We start from the raw sequence: 18591 nt of genomic DNA, 5'->3' as shown, positions 1-18591 counted from the left end.
TGGAAGGAAAAACAACATGATTCGCTATCTACTTTTTGTGCTGATAATCGTCACCACACAGGTCACTGCTAAAGACAAAGATGACGGCTCTGATGTGCAGCCAGATAACTATTATCCCAGAGTGAAACTGGAAACCACCATGGGCGATGTAGTGGTGGAACTTGATCGCCGGCGCGCGCCCCTGACGGTGAACAATTTTTTGCGCTATGTCTCAAAGCATGGCTATGACGGCACTATTTTTCATCGTGTTGTCCCCGGCTTTGTAGTGCAGGGAGGCGGATACAATACCGATTATGAAGCCAAGCCCAGCTATCCTGAGATCTTTAACGAGTCTGGCAATGGGATGAAAAACGAGCTGTATACCGTGGCCATGGCACGCCAGAATGAGCCGCATTCGGCCAATCGGCAGTTCTTTTTTAACGTTAATGATAATCCCAGTCTGGATCCGGGCCGCGACTGGGGCTATGCCGTTTTTGGGATGATTGTGGAAGGCGAGGAAATAGTGGATAAAATGATGGAAGTGGAAACCGAGTACAACCTGGACCTGCGGGAACAAAACAGCCCGGTGGAACAGATTGTACTGAAAAAAGCCATCGTTTTACCGGCAACCTGATCGCTTAGCGGTTGGGTCGAGCGTGCGCCAGTACAGTTGCTGGCGCTCCATTCCCTGAATAAAAATTTTTCCCTGTTGGCGAAACCCAAGGCGGGTGAGCAACTGGCGGCAGCGCACATTGTGTTTATGTGCCATACCGGTAACAAAGTCAAAATGATAGTGCCCGGCAGCCCGCTGGACGACCGCCTCACCGGCTTCTGTTCCATATCCCAGCCTGCGATACTCACCGCGCAGGGCAAATCCAAGATCCGGACACCGGAATACCTGACGGGTCAGCAAACCACAGATGCCCACCGGTTCGGCGGTACGTTGACACTGTGCCACCCACAGGCCATACCCCCAGCGCTTTTTATGGTCCTGTATCAGCTCAATATACCGCTTCGCATCGCTTATCGAATGGACTCCGCGATTACCAATAAACCGTATCCATTCTGGGTCCTGCTGCATGGTGTGAACCCAGTGCGCATCATCCATGACCGGCTCACGGTAGCCTAATCGTGCGCTGGTAAACTCATACTTTGGCTCAGACAAGGGCATACTCCCTGAGTAAGGCATCAATCTGCTCGTGATGCTGCCTCGCCACCCGGCCCGGGCGAGGATAGACCGGCGCTGTACGGTCGTGCTGAATATGTCTGGACCACAGTCGGGTGGAGTCAATAAAGGCGCGGGCCTGCGCCTCTCCGCCCTGTTCCAGACAACCGGCCAGACAGGTATCAATATAGGTCTGAGCAATCGGAAATTCAGCGCTGGCCGGTTGTTGCGCCAGCGTCTGGCAAATCCACAGTGACTTATCGTTAAGCGCCTGTTGCAGGTAGGTATTGACCTTATCAGCAGCTTTCACACTGACTGCACTGGCCGGTACTGCCACAAACTGATAATCCTGCTCCCGTTTGGCCAGTGCCGGGCTGATAGCGGTGGATATCATCTGGGCATTGAGCCAGCCATCAGGATTGGCCAGCGCGCCTACATAGGTCAGTTTTTCCTGTTCGCTGCGAGTTACCCATGCCCGCTCAAACCCGGTGACTGACACTAAAATGCCGGGCTCATCAATGGCAGAAAAACGCTGGCGGCTGTCAGCGTTCATCAGGCTGCCATATCCCAGCACAAGATGCTCATGCTCTAGTGAGGCCAGCCACTGCCGGATGTGTTCAATAGTCACGCCGTACTCCTGCTGTTTGACTTATTTGTATTGTAGCAGGCATAAAAAAAGGGCTCATCCTCTACGCGGTGAGCCCTTTTCGGTTAACCCGTACGGTATCAGAATACTGCGCGGGCACCGACAGTAAAGTTACGCCCTGGTAATGGAGCCTGATCTTTCAGGAAGGACGTATGGACACGCGCTTCTTCGTTAGTCAGGTTGTCGGCATTGGCAAACAAGATCCAGCTCACGTCACGGTGGCTGATTTCATATTCCACACCGGCACTAAGCATCGTGAAGCTGTCAGTTTCCGTTTCAAACGGTGCAATATTGTCCTGGCTGGCATGATAGGTCACACCAATGTCACCGCGCAGCTGCATCCCCTGATAACTCAGGCTGGTGCCAACACGTGACTGCGGGATACGCGGCAGGTCCTGATTATCCAGTTTGGCCCGAATCGTATCGCCAAACACCTCTACCCGCCACTGTGGGGTAAAGTCGTAATACACCTGTCCTTCCAGGCCGTAAATATCAGCGTCCGCCTGATTAAAGGCATAGACCGGCAAGCCTTCTTCTTCATGCTCATGGGCTTCTTCGCCAGCTTCATCAGCATGTTCTTCATGCTCTTCTTCCAGTGTCAGGCCGGTGTCAGTCTGATAGATATAATTTTCAGCCTGATTGTAGAACAGCGATACCGTATAGCCCCAGTCGCCGGTGTACTTACGCAAAGTCAGATCAATATTGTTACTGACCTCTTCTTCCACACCGCGCAGTTCATTGCCCAGCTCACCTTCTTCGTCCAGGTCGTAAACCAGACCCACTTCATAAGTTTGGGTAGCCAGGTGCGGACCGCCGGCAAATAATTCCTGCTGACTTGGCGCTCGCTCACTGCGTGACAGGGTCAGAGCAACAGACTGGCCTTTGGTATATTCCCAGTTAGCACCGGCAGACAGCGACGTGGCGGTGAAATCATAGTCGTCAAAGGTAAATACCTGCTCTTCCAGTTCTTCTTCGCCTTCTTCGTCATGATGAACATGCAGATCCAGTTCGGCATCATCGGCATCAATGGTGGTGCGCTCGACCCGTCCACCGAGCTCAACAGTTACATCGCCAAAGCGTTTTTGTTCTACCAGGTACAGTGCGTAGGAATCAGTGGTATTAGGTGGAGTAAAGGCCTCTTCACCAATGGCCTCGTAATCACTGGTGCTGGCCTGCAGACCAATCACTCCGTGCCAGCCATCAATTTTGATATGGTGTGCAGACAGCTTAAAGTTGGTGCTGTCGTTATTAAATTCCGTACCGGTTTCCCCGTCTTCCACTTCAACGTGGGTATAGTCAGTATGGGCCAGACCAAATTTGATGTTGTTAAATCCGGCCACCGGCGAGTGCCATTCCCCCATCATCTGGTAACGGGTCATATCCACATCAATCTGAGTACCGGTTTCTTCTTCGTGCTCGTCATGCTCTTCACCGGCAATCAGATCATGATCTTCTTCGTGCTCTTCTTCATGGTGATGATGATGCCCTGGCACGCCATACAGGTTACTGAGTTTCTCAACCGCAAAACCAAGATAACCTTCGTCTTCCACATAGCTTACCCCGGCAGTAAAGCTCTTGGTGTCCATATCACTGTTTTCCAGTGTACGATACGGCTCATCTTCATCCGGCTCAGATGACGCATAACCCGGAATATCAATGTTCTGGGTTTTCCGCATAAAACCATCAAAATGGTAAGCAATATTGCCTTTGCCGCCAGTGACATCCAGCTTGCCAAATTTGCCGTTATCCACGGTGGAGTAGCGAACCTCGGCTTCCCCTTCCACATCTTGCGGAACATATTGTGGAATGCGCTTATCCACCACATTTACCACACCACCGATGGCGCCACTACCGTATTGCAGAGTAGCCGGTCCGCGCAGAATCTCGACCTGCGTGGCACTGGATGCATTGGCTGCCACATTATGATCAGGCCCTACCCGGGAGACATCAGACACATCCAGACCATTTTGTACAATCATCACCCGCGGGCCGTCGTTGCCCCGGATAACCGGGCTGCTCGATACCGGTCCAAAGTATGTGCTCTGCACTCCCGGGGTGTTTTTCAGAGTTTCTCCTAAGGTCGGTGCCTGATGACGACGTAATTCTTCTGCGCCCAGCACTGATACTGGTGTTACCGACTCCAGCGTGGAAGACTGCATGGCCGTTGCGGTAACCAGAATATTTTCCATGGATGATGGTGTCAGGGTAAAGTCGACAACCTGATCACCCTCAATTTTGCCTAAATCTTTATCGCCGTGCAGATAAGCTTCAGATGACACATGAATATGTACATCGCGCGGAGAAATGTCAGCAAGGCGATACTGCCCCTGCTCATCGGTCTTGACCGTTTTTCTGGAACCTTCAACAGAGATGGTGGCACCGGCAACAGGGCTGCCCTGTTCATCGACCACGGTCCCGGTCACCGTCTCAGCTAACGCGGGGGCACAGGCAGTCAGTACTGCCGCAGCAAGAATTGAGCGTGAAAACATAGTTATTCCGTACTTCTGATTATCATTTATCGTTACGTTATAACATTCTCCGGTTGTACACCCAAAATGTCAACGACCGACAGTCCCTCATTTTTGGCCATTGACCGAAATAAACGGAACTTTCAATAAATAAACAAAATGTATTAATTACGATTGTGCCTCAGCCTGACATGGTATATTTTGTGTTCAATATTAGCGTGTCCTGTCTTATCTACGCGCTTTGTAACATTGGCAACATAAGGAAATGGACGCCATGTATTTTCGCGCAGCAGCTTTCGCGCTTTGTTTATACCCGCTGTATGCCCATGCCAGGGAGGCAGACCCGCAGGATTATTACGCTGACTATGCGGCAATCCAGCAGCAGGTACATACCAACCGCGCTACTTTGAAGCAGGCCATCGCCCAAACCCGGACACTCACCAAACGCTCACCTCTTAGTCGCTTTTATCAGGTCCTTCTGCAATCACAGATTCATCACCCCACCGGCTTTGAACCCTACAATGTACTGGACGAAGTGGATAAGAACTGGTTGAAACACAATGCGCCAGTTTTGTTCTACCGCCATGAGTTGCTGGTCGCGTATAACCAGGCCGTCGCCGCGCACTGGAAAGACGCCCTGGCCCGACTCGAACGTATTGAGACCTTCGCTCAGACCGCCGATCTCAGTTTATACAGGGATGCCCGCGCCACCCGAGGGGTATTTTTATATCGTCTGCATTATCTGGATGATGCCTTAAATGAGTTCTCAGCACTTATCGACGAGGTCCCGCTGCTGGAAAATAAAGTGTATTACGGCGAAGGTTTTTTTGAGCATATTGAGCTGCGCACTGGTCATATTCTTAGCCAGCTGGGCCAGACTGACACAGCCGAATTACTGTGTCGGCGCAGTTACGAGGCAATAAGCCAGCTGCATCATAATGTTGCCGCCAGAATGCAGTTACTGGCGCTGGACTGCCTGCGTCATAATGCATTACAACGTGGTGATAACCACCGCTTTAATACTCTTAACGAGCAGTACAAGACGCTGGCGCTGGATAGTCAGGATATCCACTCTTTTGTTTATGCGCTGGAGTTGCAGATGCGTCAGCTGGATACCCAGAAGCAGTATTCTGACCTGCTGGCTTTATATCAGGCCAGCGCACCTGTGTGGATTGATATTGCTGAGAGTTATGACGGAGTTTCAGTTCAGCTGGTCAGGCTCAATGCCCTGATTTTTACCGGGCAGCTGTCACTGGCCAGCAGCGAAATAGTCCGGCTTACCCAGATATTGTCCGGCTTTCCCCAGTGGCCACAGCTGGCTAACCGCCTGCAGCACAGCCACGCCTTATTGCTGTATCAACAAGGACAGACAGACACTGCATTTGAAACCTTACTGAAAGTCAAAACAGTGGCATCCGGCACGCCTCTTGGCACGACTTTACCGCCGTTGGTACGCTCTGATTACTATATTAATACGCTGGCCGAACGACGTATGACACTGTTGCAGGACAGTCAGCGACGCACCCAACACCAGCTTCATAAAGAACAAAACATCAACCGGTGGCTACTGACAGCGTGTCTGGCCGGCGCCCTGCTAATGCTCACCACCATTTTTTTGTTTTACCGTCAGGCGCAGCAAAAACGACAGCTCAGTCAATTGGCCCGGTATGATAGCCTGACCGGTGTGCTAAGTCGGCGGGCCGCCAGTGAGCTTATCCATACCGAACTATCACGGTCCAGCCGGCATAAATATCCTATGTCGGTGTCGTTACTGGATTTAGACCATTTTAAGAAAATTAATGATGCATTTGGCCATGACGCCGGCGATCAGGTATTGATAACATTTTGTCAGATGGTACAGGACACTATCCGCAGCTGCGATGTGTTTGGCCGGTTTGGTGGGGAAGAGTTTATTCTGTGCCTGCCTTCTACCGCCCCTGGGCAGGCCAGACAAATGATGGACAGACTACTTAAACAGGCCGCATCGCTGCGCATTGAAAGCTACCCGGATATTCGCGGATGCGGCTTTTCTGCCGGGCTGATTCACATCAGTGCGCCGGATAATCTGGCTGCACTGGTCAAACAGTGTGATGAGCTGCTGTACACTGCCAAGGACAAGGGTCGGGGCTGCTATATAGAAAGTAGCCAGTCCGGCGGCACCATGGCAACATCACCGGCATCTTATCAGCTGTCTGCACCCCGACACTAAATAGTCTATTCAGGCCCGGCTGACCGGAAAGTTAAGCACCTGCTCAATATGCGTCGCTCCGGTTTGTAACATCAGCAAGCGGTCTATTCCCAGCGCGACACCGGCGCAGTCTGGCAACCCCTGCGCCAGTGCGCTAAGCAAATGCTCGTCCACCGGCAGTTGCGGGTAATTCATCCGGGCGCGCAATTCATTGTCATGAACAAAGCGTTGTCGCTGTTCATTAGCATCGCTAAGCTCGTAAAACCCATTTGCCAGCTCCGCGCCCCGGTAATACACCTCAAACCGGTCAGCAGTGCGCGGATCGGTGCGATTCAACTTAGCCAGAGCAGCCTGTGAAGCCGGAAAGCCATGAATAAAACATGGCTGCTGCTGACCAATCGCTGGCTCTACCACAAAACTGAAAAGCAGTTGCAGTAAGTCATCCACACTTAAGGTGTGTGCATCATCAATATCAATATTAAACCGGTTCAGCGCCTGACACAGTGCAGATACATCGGTGGTCAGCGGGTCCAGGTGACAATACTGTTGCATCGCCTGCTGGTAGGTCATGATATCAGCCGGTGCGGTATTCAGGGTCAGTTGCAGCAACTCATCCATTTCCTGCATTAGCTCAATATGCGTAAATCCTGGCCGGTACCACTCCAGCATAGTGAACTCCGGATTATGCCAGCGGCCTTCCCCTTCATGCCTGAAGGCTTTACAGATTTGATAAACCGGACCGCTCTGGGCGCATAGCAGGCGCTTCATGGCGTATTCCGGTGAAGTTTGCAAATACAATGACTCCGGCTTACCGGTAACACTGTGAGCAAAATCCGTGCGAAAAGCAGCCAGATGAACATCGGTCACCGTACCGTGACTTAACAGGGGCGTGTCGACTTCCAGCACATCACGCTGATAAAAAAATTCACGAATATCGCGCAGCAATGCCGCACGGGCCCGGCGAGCCTGGTTGGTCGCGGTGGGTTGCCATTGAGTCTGCATAATACAAAGTATACTGAATCAGGAATTAAAGGGGGGAGTCCGGCAGCAGCGACACTGCTGCCGAAAAGAGCAGCTTACTGCTTATTTTTGTGCCCGTGACACGTATTCACCTGAACGGGTGTCTACGCGAATGACTTCGCCGGTTTGCACAAATAAAGGTACACGTACCACTGCGCCAGTGCTCAGTGTAGCAGGCTTACCGCCCGTGCCCGCTGTGTCGCCTTTCAGACCAGGATCAGTTTCCGTGATTTCCAGCTCAACAAAGTTAGGCGGAGTCACGGTGATGGGCTTACCGTTCCACAGTGTGATAGTGCACACATCATTTTCTTTCAGCCACTTAACCGTATCGCCAACCGCTTTTTCTTCAGCTGCGATTTGTTCGAATGTATCATTGTTCATAAAGTGGTAGAATTCGCCGTCTGTGTACAGGTACGCCAGCTCGGTGTCCAGCACATCAGCGCCTTCAACTGACTCGCCTGAACGAAAGGTTTTTTCCAGAACTTTACCGGAAATCAGTTTGCGAATTTTAACGCGGTTGAACGCCTGACCTTTTCCTGGTTTTACGTATTCGTTTTCCAGAATGTTACAAGGCTCGCCGTCCAACATAATTTTCAGGCCGCCTTTGAATTCATTGGTGCTGTAATTAGCCATAAATCCTCTGCTAAAACATAAGGTGTAAAAAACAAAGTGGCGCAAATAATACCTAAAAATACGGTGTCTGTAGAGCATAACTGGCAAAAAGAGTTAGCTTTAAGTTTCACTGACCCGAAAAAACTTCTGGATTACTTGCAACTGGATAGCGAAGCCCTTGCTGCACACGGCAAAGCACGTACTTTATTCCCGCTACGTGTCCCCCGGCATTTTGTCGATTTGATGGAAAAAGGAAACTGGCACGACCCACTGTTGCGCCAGATTATGCCAATGACAGACGAATTTATTGTGCAGCCCGGCTATACCACCGACCCGCTGGAAGAACATGATACTGCTGCCAAAGGTTTGCTGCATAAGTACGACAGCCGGGTGCTGTTTATTGTACGCACCGGCTGCGCGGTCAACTGCCGGTACTGCTTTCGCCGTCACTTCCCCTATGCCGACAATGCAGTGAGTAAAACCCAGTGGCTGGAAGCTATCGAATACATCAAACAGCATCCGCAAATCAATGAAGTGATTTATTCGGGGGGCGATCCCCTGATGGCCAAAGATGATTTTTTACAGTGGCTGACCGGGCAGCTAGAAGCATTACCCCAGCTAACCCGGCTACGCATTCATTCACGCTTGCCGGTGGTATTGCCTGAACGTATTGATAAGGCATTTACCGACTGGATCAGCAACACCCGTCTGAATACGGTGCTGGTATTACATATTAACCACGCTAATGAAGTCAGTCCCGCGCTTAAAGCCCGGTTACAGACGTTGCGTCAGCAAGGCGTGACTCTGCTTAATCAGGGCGTGTTGTTAAAAGGGGTCAATGATTCAGCCGACGCGCAGGTGGCATTGAGCGAAGCCCTGTTTGATGCCGGTATTTTGCCGTATTATTTATTTGTACTGGACAAAGTACAGGGTGCAGCGCACTTTGATATCAGCGACGATACAGCCCGTGACATCATGGCTGGTATGATAAAACGCCTGCCAGGTTTTCTGGTTCCCAAACTCACCAGAGAAATTGGTGGCCAGCCTGGCAAGACGCCGATCGACTTACGCTTACATCCGTAATCTCAGGCAAAGGTATCGATAGTACCACCCAGCGCGGGGTTAGCGGATGTTGGGCGAGGCACATCAGCGGCAGACTCCAGCAGTTGAATAGCTGCCTGACCCTGCTGCTCTTGCTGGTCTTTGGCCATCTTCAGTGAGACCAACTCCAGTGCAGTACCCGATGTTGCAGAGGCACTGTAGCCTTGTATATTCATACCCTGTTCCTCTGTGACTTGTCGCAAAGCCAAAAAGCAGGCAGAATTGCCCGCTTTTCAGGTTATCGGCTATGCACACGTTAACTTTAGACAATGATGGGAAACGACGCCATGCAAGCGGTTCACGACCAACTTCAGGAAACCATCCAGACCCTTTATCGTAAGGCGGTGGATGCAGACAATAAACTTAACGCGCTGCAACAGAATCAGCAGGGCAAATTCTCGGCGATCTTTGCCGATGGCAGTGGGTTTCGCACCCAGTCTAAACGGTTTACGCCGTATGTTCAGGAGATCACTGAAGACTGGCAGGCGCTTAAAGAGCAGGACGAGGAACAGGCTAAAGCCGCCCTGCCAGGCCTGGTTAATAAAATTCAGCTGATGCTGGAAACGCTGGGCAAATTAAAGCAGGCGACCTGATCAGTCGCCCTGTTCCAGATGCTGGTACAAAGGGATTTGCGCCAGCCGGGCTTTAATTCGCGCAACTTCTTCTAAATAAGCATCACTGTCCACCTTATCGTAACGGGTAGTGAACTCCTGCTTACTCAGCCCTTCAATCAGACCATCAATATCTGGCATATACACCGACTCATCAAACACTCTGGCCAGCTCATCCTGTGCACTCAGTGCAGTTTGTGGATCGCCCAGCACCTTACCCAGCTCGACGCCGGCTAAGTCAGCAGTCAGATCAATGAAACTGTAACCACTGCCGCCCATGCCCCGGTCCATCAGCTCTTTAAACTCACCAATGGCGAAGGTCACACTTTGCTCCGACAACATTTTGATCGCCGCTGAAATAATAAAATGTTTGGCTAAATCCGAACGGCCTCGCAAGGTCGCCGGTGCTGCCGGCTTCAGCGCGTGCTCAACATCCGGCTGGACATCGCCCACCAGGTTGGCCACCCGGTGATGCCCTAAAAATACAGCCAGCGCCAGAATCGCCGCTTTATTATGGGCAACCGCATCTTCCGGTGACTGACTTTGCTCACGGGCCCGGGCCATAATCAGACGCAGATAATCGCTAATAGAATGGGATTTGCGGTCCAGTGCAATGTCCCGCCCGGCGATATACCGCAGATAATACGCCGTGCGCTCGGTCAGCTGGTCGGGCTCTGTCGCCCCAAGACCCGCCCTGACATCATTCAGGCTACGTAAAAAACCATCCATCGGGCGAATGGTCACCGCCACCGACGAGGGCGTCATACTGACCCGGGCAATCTGATGTTTCGCCTGTGAGCCAATATTACTGTCGGTATAGGTATTGATGATCCATTCGCCCAGACTAACCGCTATCGGCCCTGGAATAGTCAGGCTGCCAATTTTTAAATGGCCGACATTAAGCTTGTCATCAGGCAGAATTTGCAAATTAGCATTGATATAGCCTTTTCCCCATAACACCGGTACCGCAATACTGGCTTCCAGTGTGCCCTGCTCATCAGTAATGCTCACATTACCTTTAAAATACGGGGCAGCCCGCTGCATAAATCCAACCAGACTGGCCACCTGAGACTCTGAGACTTTGATAACATGTTCATTGAACCGGTCATCCACGCTTTGTTGAATCTGCTCTAATAACCGTTTGACCGTATCCGCATCGGAGATCTGCTCGGCAGCCCGGGAGTCCACAGTCGGTTCACTGTCGATAGCCAGCACCACAAGCAGCATAATGATTAACAGACAGCTTGCTATCACTGTCCCGACGATTTTTAACAATGACAAGCTGCACTCATCCTATTTTTCTACTCACGCTATTTTTTGCTAACTTTTTATGAATTTCAATGGATTTTCGCCCGGATTTTCGTGTTATGACCAGTCAGTCCGGGCCACCTGCCACCACCGGTTTAAACGGTTTAGCAAAAAGCAGGCCTAGAGTTCAGCCTGTACCCACTGAGTCAGGCTGTCATATCTGGCCGCTGCGCCTGTGAAGTCGTGTTCGGCGGAGTTGGGAGTGGGTATTACCACGCACGGGATATGTGCGCTGATCGATGCCTGCATACCATACATGGTATCTTCTACCGACACCGCCTGCTCTGCGCTAATGCCCAGTTTGCTCAGTGCCTGTAAATAGCAGTCCGGCGCCGGTTTACTCCTGATGACATCTTCCACGGCCACCACCACGCTTACCCATTTATCAAAACCATGCCGGCTCAGAGTCTGATCCACCGACTGACGGCTGCCACCGGTCACAATACCTACCGTGTAGCCCTGCTCAAAAACCTGCTGCACCACACTGGCGGCATCTGGCATCAGCGGAAACGCCTGCTCGTTTAAAAACTGACGGGTCAGCGCATGTTTTTCTTCTGCCAGCTGACTGGCAGGTACACTCAGGTTTAAATGTTCCACCAAATCTACCGCATTCTGGTCTACCGGAATACCCGCCATCTTCTGGTCGTGAAAGGCATGATTGAGTACCACATCGTAGTTATCCAGCACCTGCTGCCATAATCTGAAATGCACTGATTCCGAATCAATCAGTGTGCCATCGTGGTCGAATAAAATAACCCTGGTCTGTTCACCAATCCCAGTCTGTGCCATGTGAATCTCTCCTGCTCAGGCAAAACGTATATCGTGCCGCATACCTTCAAACATAATCAAGAAAATTGAGATGACTCCCCGGATATGAACTGTCATACCTCCCCCACATGTCTTTTTCATAATTTGCAGAGCATCTTCTAATGTCGCTGGAATTTACAGCATTATACTCCACCAGCAAAAGCGAGCCGGCGATCAAAGACTGAATTGTCGCCACGCTGTGCTTATTGCCTCGCGTCTGAATTAGTGCCGTTTGAGTATTATGCTGGAAGATGTTGACCATATTAAACTCGTCAATGACCAGTGCGGCCCTGTCGCCGGCGATCCGGCTCTGGTGTATATCACTCAGATTGCCACAACACTGACCTTCGACGTGCAGCCTGATGTTCGCCAGGGTAATGACGAATTTTGTGAAAGTTATGGCAGTATCACCGAACAGCAAGCATGGCAGATGGCCGAAATCGTGTGTGAGGCCATTTATCAGGCAGCGCACTCACACTCGCAGGGTATTGCGCTGTTGGGCTCGTATTTGGCATTGCCGCCAGAAGTTTGATGGTGTCCTGTCTATGGCCCAAAATATGGGTCATAGACAGGACATGCTCTATCGTAACGGGATGCAGCTGCCTACGCCAGCAGCAGCTTGTCAGCTTGCCTGAGGATAACCGCCCTGATCTTTTTTGCCAGCAGTTCATTTTCCCGGGACCAGTAGCGACTGGCTTCACCACGCACTTCAGTCCAGCTTTTAAACGAGGAACGTGGCGATAACACGCCATCGTCTGATGACTGCTGCAATGATTTATCCGGGTTTCCCGCCCACTGCGTGTACTGCGCCTGGGGAACACGAAACACATAACAGCGGAGTGTATATGATTCAAAGTTCGGCTTTATGGCCATGATGCCGCGAATAGCAGGCTCACTGAAACTGTCACCGTATTCATCGATGATGTTGTGGGTACAGAAAATAAAGTCAGAAAAATCTCGCTGTACTTTTTTATCCAGCGCATTTAACAGGGATGTGTCAATGGGGTCACCAGCCTGATACCACTGATCATTCAGGTAAATCGCCGCGGTAGACCCTTGCATATACTCCAGCAGGCTTTCTGCCAGATACTGACAACTCTGATCAGCCTCCAGCCGGCTCAGCTCGGCCGTCATTTCATTAACCTTGGTTTCAATCTGAGACAACATGCTCAGACGCTGTTTTGAGCGATAGCCATTAAACACGGTACTGAAGTGCTTTACCAGACGCTCAGCAATGTGCCGATGCTGGGCATCCAGAAGTTTGGTGGCGGCATCGTGACAGGCTACAATTCCCCATAATTTGCCGGAAATGATAACCGGAATGGAATAGGACGACTGCACATTCATGTTACTTAAATACTGAATATGCACCGGCGACACACTGCGGCTGTCAGACCAGGTCAGGTCTGGCGTACTGTTGTTGACTGAAATCACCGGCACAGCGTCGGCGCTGATATCGGCAATCAGCCGGGAGGGATTTTGAAAATACATATTGCGAGCAATAGCTGGAATATCAGAAGCCGGAAACTTCAGCCCCAGATACGCGGTTTGCTGCTCACTAAGCTCAGCCACCACCTCACCGACCCAGTCAGAATCAAACTGATACAACATCAGTCTGTCAAAGGGAAGTGCTTCATGCAGGGTTTGCAATAAAGCATCAAAATATTGTGTCTCTGTCCAGCTGTCCTGTGCCGGCGGATACAGCTGAGACTCCAGCCAGTGATAATTCATGGCATCGCGACTGCGCACGGGCTCAAGCTCTATTACAATGGCCTGCTCACTGCGTAACAGACGTAAATGAACTTCCTGACCATTGACCATACGATAAAAGCAATACTGCCGGGCTCCGGGCTCGTGGGCCAGTTGCTGCACATCCTCCTCGCTCAGCCAGCTCAACGTTGCAAGTGACTCTCCCAGCATCTGCTCTGCCGGCAGACCGGTCAGTGACTCGATATTGCCACTGACATGCGTGATGCCCTGGCTTTCCTCATCAACCAGAACCAGACCGCAGAAAGGCTGAATATGCCCGGTTAAGTGCAACTGCTCTTTTTCACAGTTGGCCAGTAGTTCGGATGCATCCATAGCCGCCCCTTACTTGATGAATTTACGCTTTTACTACTGACTGAGTCAGTATCTCCAGTGTTTTACTGCTGGTTTGCGGCTCATAGAAATAAAATCCCTGTACCACCTGACAATTCAGGGTTTTAAGCACGTCGAGCTCTTGTTCGGTTTCCACTCCTTCAGCCACCACATCCAGATTCATGGCCTCAGCCATTTGCATGATAGCCTTGGTGATAATCTGATTATCTTCATTACTGGCAATATCGCGAATAAAGCTCTTATCAATTTTCAGCTCAGTAAACGGAAACTGACGCAGCAGAGATAACGATGACTGACCAACCCCAAAATCATCCACACTCAGAGCAAAGCCCAACTCTTTTAACGCATTTAGCTGCTTGTGTAGTTTATCCGGGGACTCTGCCAGTGATGTTTCGGTGATTTCAAATTTAATTTGGGCCGGGGCAATATCGTACTGCTTTAACAGCGCCTTCAATGCGGTGACAAAACTGTCATCGCCAAGCTGTTTTACCGATAGATTGATGGATGTTACCGGCAAATTATTGTGCCGCTTACGCCACTGCGCAAGTTGCTGAAACACCAAATCAACCGCAAACAGACCCAGCCTTTCGATTAAGCGGCCCCGCTCGGCAATATGAATAAACTGCTGCACCGACACCTGATTCACCACTTCTTTGTCACAGCGAATCAATGCTTCAAGCCCTACCACTGCCCCCGAGGCCAGCTCTACCTGGGGCTGAAACTCAACATGCAGGGCTTCTTCCTGCAGCGCATCGCGCAGACCATTTTCAATATCCATTTTTTGCTCAGCATCATTTTTCATTTTCTGAGTAAAATACTGAAACTGGTTACGTCCCTGCTCTTTTGCCCGATACATAGCAGTGTCTGCATTTTTGAGCAGAGTAAAGTTGTCATTGCCATCTTCCGGGCATACTGAAATACCCATACTGGCTGACACAAATAACTTATGATCATTCACCTCAAACGGGCTGGCCACTGCATCTATAATTGACTGCGCAACATCATTGACCTCGCCGAGCGACTCCACCTGCAGCAATACCACAAATTCATCGCCGCCCATTCTGGCCAGGGTATCTGTATCACGAATACACTTTTGAATACGCCGGGCAACCTGCTTTAACAACAGGTCCCCAACATCATGGCCCAGTGTGTCGTTCACATTTTTAAAATCATCCAGATCGAAAAACAGCACCGCACACTGTGAGCCATGCTGTACCGCCTGCCCCACCATCAAGGACAAGCGCTCGATCAGCACACCGCGATTGGGCAGCCGGGTCAGTTCATCGTGGGTCGCCAGAAACTCAATTTTGCGCTGAACGCTTTTGATTTCGTTGACATCACTGTAGGTATACACATAGTTAATCGGGTTATTGTCGGCATCCCGCACCCCGTTAATGGTCAGCCATAGTGATACCTGCTCGCCATCGGCGCGGTGGTAATCAACCTCACCCTGCCAGTAATCATGCGCATCCAGTGCTTTTTGCTGATTCTCAAAAAAGCCTTCCGTCATAGACTCGGCGCCCAGTGTGCGGGGCTGTTTACCCACCAGTTCACTGGTTTCATAACCGGTCAGAGCTGAAAACCCCTGATTAGCGGTAATGATGTTAAAATCATGATCGGTCACCACAATGGCCTCACCCGCCCGGTCAAACAGTTTACCGGCCAGCTTCAGCTGCTCATTAGCGTGCTGGTTACGGGTAATATCGTTAGCCTGCGTGCAAATTGACTTGATAGTGCCGTCGCTATCAAAAATCGGAAAGCGCACCGCATCTAAAATAATATTGCCACCCTCACTGGCAAATTCATCCACAGTTCGCACCGGTTCCAGCGAGCGCATGGTGTCGAGATCTTTTTCCCGTAGCATTTTGGCCATTTTCTGGCTGAACAGGTGCGTATCGGTTTTGCCCAACACCTCATCGGCACTGATGTTAAAGACTTCCTCAAACCGCGAGTTAACAAACTCATAGCGTCCGGAATTATCCTTAAGAGCAATTATCGACAGCGAGTTATTCATAATGGATAACAGTTGCTGCTGATTTTTCTCCACATCTTCGTGGGCGCGCACCAGTTCAGAATTATCAATGATGACCAGAATCACACCGGTTGTCTTATTTTTATTGTTAATAAGCGGTGTGACAAACAGGTTCAGGGTTTCTGTATCGGCCGGTTTGATGATGAGATTCATCTTGCCGCCGCTTTTCAGCGTGGAGCGCAGACGTCGTTCAATATCCGTAAAATAATCCGGCAGGTTCATCTCCGGAATGTGCTTTTGATAGATACCATTATTCAAATGATAACGCTGGTTAGCCGCATCATTGGTGCGAGTCAGGCGCAGATTTTCATCGAAAATGAATAGCGGAAAATCCAGCGTGTTATAAACGGTTTCCAGCTCACTGTTGATTGACGTCAGCTCGGCGGACTTGCGCATGCTTTCTTCGTTAACACTGATAAGCTCTTCGTTGGTCGCCTGCAACTCTTCGTTGGTGGCTTCCAGCTCTTCATTGTTAGCCTGCAGCTCTTCGTTGGCAGCCTGCACTTCTTCGTTTAGGGCCTGCATCTCCTCTGCTGAGGCCGCCATTTCCTCGGTCAGCGTCTGCAACTGCTCACGGGCAGCAATCAGCTCAGCAATATCAGCATTTTCGGTGTCATAGCGGGTGTCGTTCACCACGCCGGTTTCGTTTTCGACCCGTCTGAAGTTCACCACGTATAGATCTGACTCATCCGCATCAAGCGGGATCACAGCCAGCTTCCAGTGGCGCCGTTCGTCTTTTTCAATCTGACGGGGGCTGCTAAGTACCACCTCACCATTCCGTTTGGCTTTGTTGAATGTTGACATGAGCTCGGCAGTCAGCTCTGAAATAATCAGCTTAGAAAGATTTAAATCAGGCGCCCCGGACGGAAAGCTCACAAATGGCTGCAGATTGCCCCGGCTGTGTAAAATCGTAAAACGCGAGTTAATCAGCACGCTGGGGCCAAACTCACGAATCAGGGTTTCGTTAAATAAACGCTCATAACTGTTGCCGGATGACTCTTTGACCCGGTTTGGCGTAATCACGCCTTTTAGCATACGGGGAACCGCCGGTCGCTTGGAGCTTTCACTGACTTTAAAAATACGGCTGCGGCGATCCACCGCAACAAAGTATTCTTCTTTAAGACCGATCGACTCGGATTTGCCTAAAAATAAAATACCATGACTGGTGAGCGAGTAACGAAATAGCGACAACACCCGTTGTTGTAATTCGGTGTTGAAATAAATCATGACATTACGAAACGAGATCATATCCAGATGCAGAAAAGGCGGATCCCGGGTGATGTCCTGACGGGAGAATGTAATGACATCCCGCAACTTTTTGGTTGGAATATAGGCATCATTCTCATTGCGGAAATACTTTTCAACCAGCGCTGACTCCAGGCTGCTGACCGCGTGTGAAGAGTAGCTACCTTTACGGGCTACCCCCAGTGCGTTTTCGTCAATATCGGTGGCAAACACTTGCAGGTTCAGATCTTTGTTTGTTTCTGCCATTTCCTCTAAAAACAAAATACCGATGGAATAGGCTTCTTCACCGGTCGCACAACCGGCTATCCACACTCGGATATTCTCACCGGCTTTTTTGTCTTCCACCAGATCGGCGATATAGCGACGGACTGATTTGAATGCTTCTTTGTCCCGGAAAAAGTTGGTCACCGAAATCAGCAACTCTTTCGATAAAGCATGCACTTCTTCAGGATCTTTTTTTAGTTTGCCCAGATACACGGGCAAATCGTCACTGTCGGTTGCAATCAGACGACGATTGACCCGGCGCAACAGAGTAGACTGCTTATAAAAGCTGAAATCGATTTTGGTGGTGTCACGCACAATGTCGTACAGCTCGGTCATCAGCCGGTTCTTTTCTTCCTCTGAATTGGGAAAAAAACTATCGACAATATTATTGGCAAAATTCGCAATTTCATGACCCATCTCGTCAGGCTGAAGCACTCTGTCCACATCCACCGCTTTTAATGAGGCTGACGGCATACCGTCATACTTGGCAGTTTCCGGGCTTTGCACCATGGCAAAACCACCAACACTTTTGATCGCCCGCAGACCACGGGAACCATCACTACCGGTGCCAGACAGAATAATGCCGATAGAATGATCGCCAAGCTCATCAGCCAGCGACTCAAACAGAATGTTTGCCGATGGCTTAGGTGATACATCCTGTGGGTTAGGCTCAAGGCGCAGCCGGGCCTCGCGATACACAATATGGTTTCCGGGCGGCCCAACGTAAATACAGTTGTTATCAACGGGAACGTTGTCCTGTATTTCTTTAACCTTGAACTTGGTTTCCCGGGCCAGAATATCGGCCATCTGGCTTTTATGGCTGGGCGACAAATGCTGGGCAATAACCAGGCTGGCGTTAAGTTGTTCGGGTAAGTTGGATACCAGACTAATCAGCGCCTCAATACCTCCGGCAGAAGATCCCACCCCCACAATAAACGGAGTCGGTGACGCTTTATCGTTTGCTTGCTTACTGTCCATATTGCTTTCCAGTCTGATGCGACTCTGTGTTCGCTTTATTTATTATCAAGTAACGCTAATATAATGG

At 50.4% G+C, this 18591-nt stretch carries 15 protein-coding genes; 5 read left to right on the top strand and 10 right to left on the bottom strand.

Annotation, left to right across the window (positions count from 1 at the left end; translation table 11 throughout):
* Positions 1–16: 16 nt before the first annotated feature.
* Positions 17–613 (top strand): peptidylprolyl isomerase, encoded by a 597-nt coding sequence (locus EZV72_RS02830; protein WP_137165809.1) that lies wholly within the window; start codon positions 17–19, stop codon positions 611–613.
* Here EZV72_RS02830 and EZV72_RS02825 read toward each other — a convergent pair.
* From EZV72_RS02825 to EZV72_RS02815, 3 genes are all read right to left on the bottom strand, one after another.
* Positions 599–1144: a GNAT family N-acetyltransferase gene (locus EZV72_RS02825; protein WP_175405029.1), complete on the bottom strand. Its 546-nt coding sequence runs from the start codon at positions 1142–1144 to the stop codon at positions 599–601. The genes EZV72_RS02830 and EZV72_RS02825 overlap by 15 nt on opposite strands.
* A complete protein-coding gene (locus EZV72_RS02820) occupies positions 1137–1772 on the bottom strand; it encodes a gamma-glutamylcyclotransferase (RefSeq protein WP_175405028.1) in 636 nt (211 codons plus the stop codon). Before EZV72_RS02820 ends, EZV72_RS02825 begins: the two co-directional genes overlap by 8 nt.
* A gap of 98 nt (positions 1773–1870) precedes the next feature.
* Positions 1871–4279 (bottom strand): TonB-dependent receptor, encoded by a 2409-nt coding sequence (locus EZV72_RS02815; RefSeq protein WP_137165807.1) that lies wholly within the window; start codon positions 4277–4279, stop codon positions 1871–1873.
* A 253-nt stretch (positions 4280–4532) separates the two neighbouring features.
* On the opposite strand from EZV72_RS02815, the gene EZV72_RS02810 reads away from it, so the two are divergent.
* Positions 4533–6467, top strand: coding sequence for a GGDEF domain-containing protein (locus tag EZV72_RS02810; RefSeq protein ID WP_175405027.1), 1935 nt, complete (start codon positions 4533–4535; stop codon positions 6465–6467).
* Between the two features lie 9 nt (positions 6468–6476).
* Here the strand turns inward: EZV72_RS02810 and epmA are convergent, their stop codons facing one another.
* Positions 6477–7448: an elongation factor P--(R)-beta-lysine ligase gene (gene epmA / locus EZV72_RS02805; protein WP_137165805.1), complete on the bottom strand. Its 972-nt coding sequence runs from the start codon at positions 7446–7448 to the stop codon at positions 6477–6479.
* An 81-nt stretch (positions 7449–7529) separates the two neighbouring features.
* Complete coding sequence (gene efp / locus EZV72_RS02800) at positions 7530–8099, bottom strand: elongation factor P (protein ID WP_137165804.1); 570 nt, start codon at positions 8097–8099, stop codon at positions 7530–7532.
* Between the two features lie 36 nt (positions 8100–8135).
* Between efp and epmB the strand changes: the two genes are divergently transcribed.
* On the top strand, positions 8136–9161 hold the full coding sequence (epmB, locus tag EZV72_RS02795) for an EF-P beta-lysylation protein EpmB (RefSeq protein WP_137165803.1): 1026 nt from the start codon (positions 8136–8138) through the stop codon (positions 9159–9161).
* A gap of 2 nt (positions 9162–9163) precedes the next feature.
* On the opposite strand, the gene EZV72_RS02790 is transcribed toward epmB, so the two are convergent.
* Positions 9164–9355, bottom strand: coding sequence for a putative motility protein (locus tag EZV72_RS02790; RefSeq protein WP_137165802.1), 192 nt, complete (start codon positions 9353–9355; stop codon positions 9164–9166).
* 111 nt (positions 9356–9466) lie between these two features.
* Here EZV72_RS02790 and priC point away from each other — a divergent pair, with 111 nt between their 5' ends.
* Positions 9467–9772 carry a primosomal replication protein PriC gene (priC, locus tag EZV72_RS02785; RefSeq protein ID WP_137165801.1) on the top strand — a complete coding sequence of 102 codons (306 nt, stop codon included), beginning with the start codon at positions 9467–9469 and terminating at the stop codon, positions 9770–9772.
* Here the strand turns inward: priC and EZV72_RS02780 are convergent, their stop codons facing one another.
* Together EZV72_RS02780 and EZV72_RS02775 are read right to left on the bottom strand one after the other, a co-directional pair.
* Positions 9773–11071, bottom strand: coding sequence for a hypothetical protein (locus EZV72_RS02780; RefSeq protein WP_232364487.1), 1299 nt, complete (start codon positions 11069–11071; stop codon positions 9773–9775). It abuts the gene before it with no gap.
* A gap of 147 nt (positions 11072–11218) precedes the next feature.
* Entirely contained in the window at positions 11219–11887 is a 669-nt protein-coding gene (locus EZV72_RS02775) for an HAD family hydrolase (RefSeq protein ID WP_137165800.1), read from the bottom strand.
* Positions 11888–12146: 259 nt separating this feature from the next.
* Here EZV72_RS02775 and EZV72_RS02770 point away from each other — a divergent pair, with 259 nt between their 5' ends.
* Positions 12147–12437 (top strand): GGDEF domain-containing protein, encoded by a 291-nt coding sequence (locus EZV72_RS02770; protein ID WP_232364544.1) that lies wholly within the window; start codon positions 12147–12149, stop codon positions 12435–12437.
* 71 nt (positions 12438–12508) lie between these two features.
* Here EZV72_RS02770 and EZV72_RS02765 read toward each other — a convergent pair whose 3' ends face one another.
* Both EZV72_RS02765 and EZV72_RS02760 read right to left on the bottom strand, forming a co-directional pair.
* Entirely contained in the window at positions 12509–13987 is a 1479-nt protein-coding gene (locus EZV72_RS02765; RefSeq protein ID WP_137165798.1) for a GAF domain-containing protein, read from the bottom strand.
* A gap of 22 nt (positions 13988–14009) precedes the next feature.
* On the bottom strand, positions 14010–18524 hold the full coding sequence (locus tag EZV72_RS02760; RefSeq protein WP_137165797.1) for an EAL domain-containing protein: 4515 nt from the start codon (positions 18522–18524) through the stop codon (positions 14010–14012).
* Positions 18525–18591 lie beyond the last annotated feature (67 nt).

It is taken from the genome of Salinimonas lutimaris (assembly GCF_005222225.1).
GTDB classification, from domain to species: domain Bacteria; phylum Pseudomonadota; class Gammaproteobacteria; order Enterobacterales; family Alteromonadaceae; genus Alteromonas; species Alteromonas lutimaris.
The sequence above is the reverse complement of the archived record's forward strand: the minus strand, read 5'-3'. Positions and strand labels throughout refer to the sequence as shown.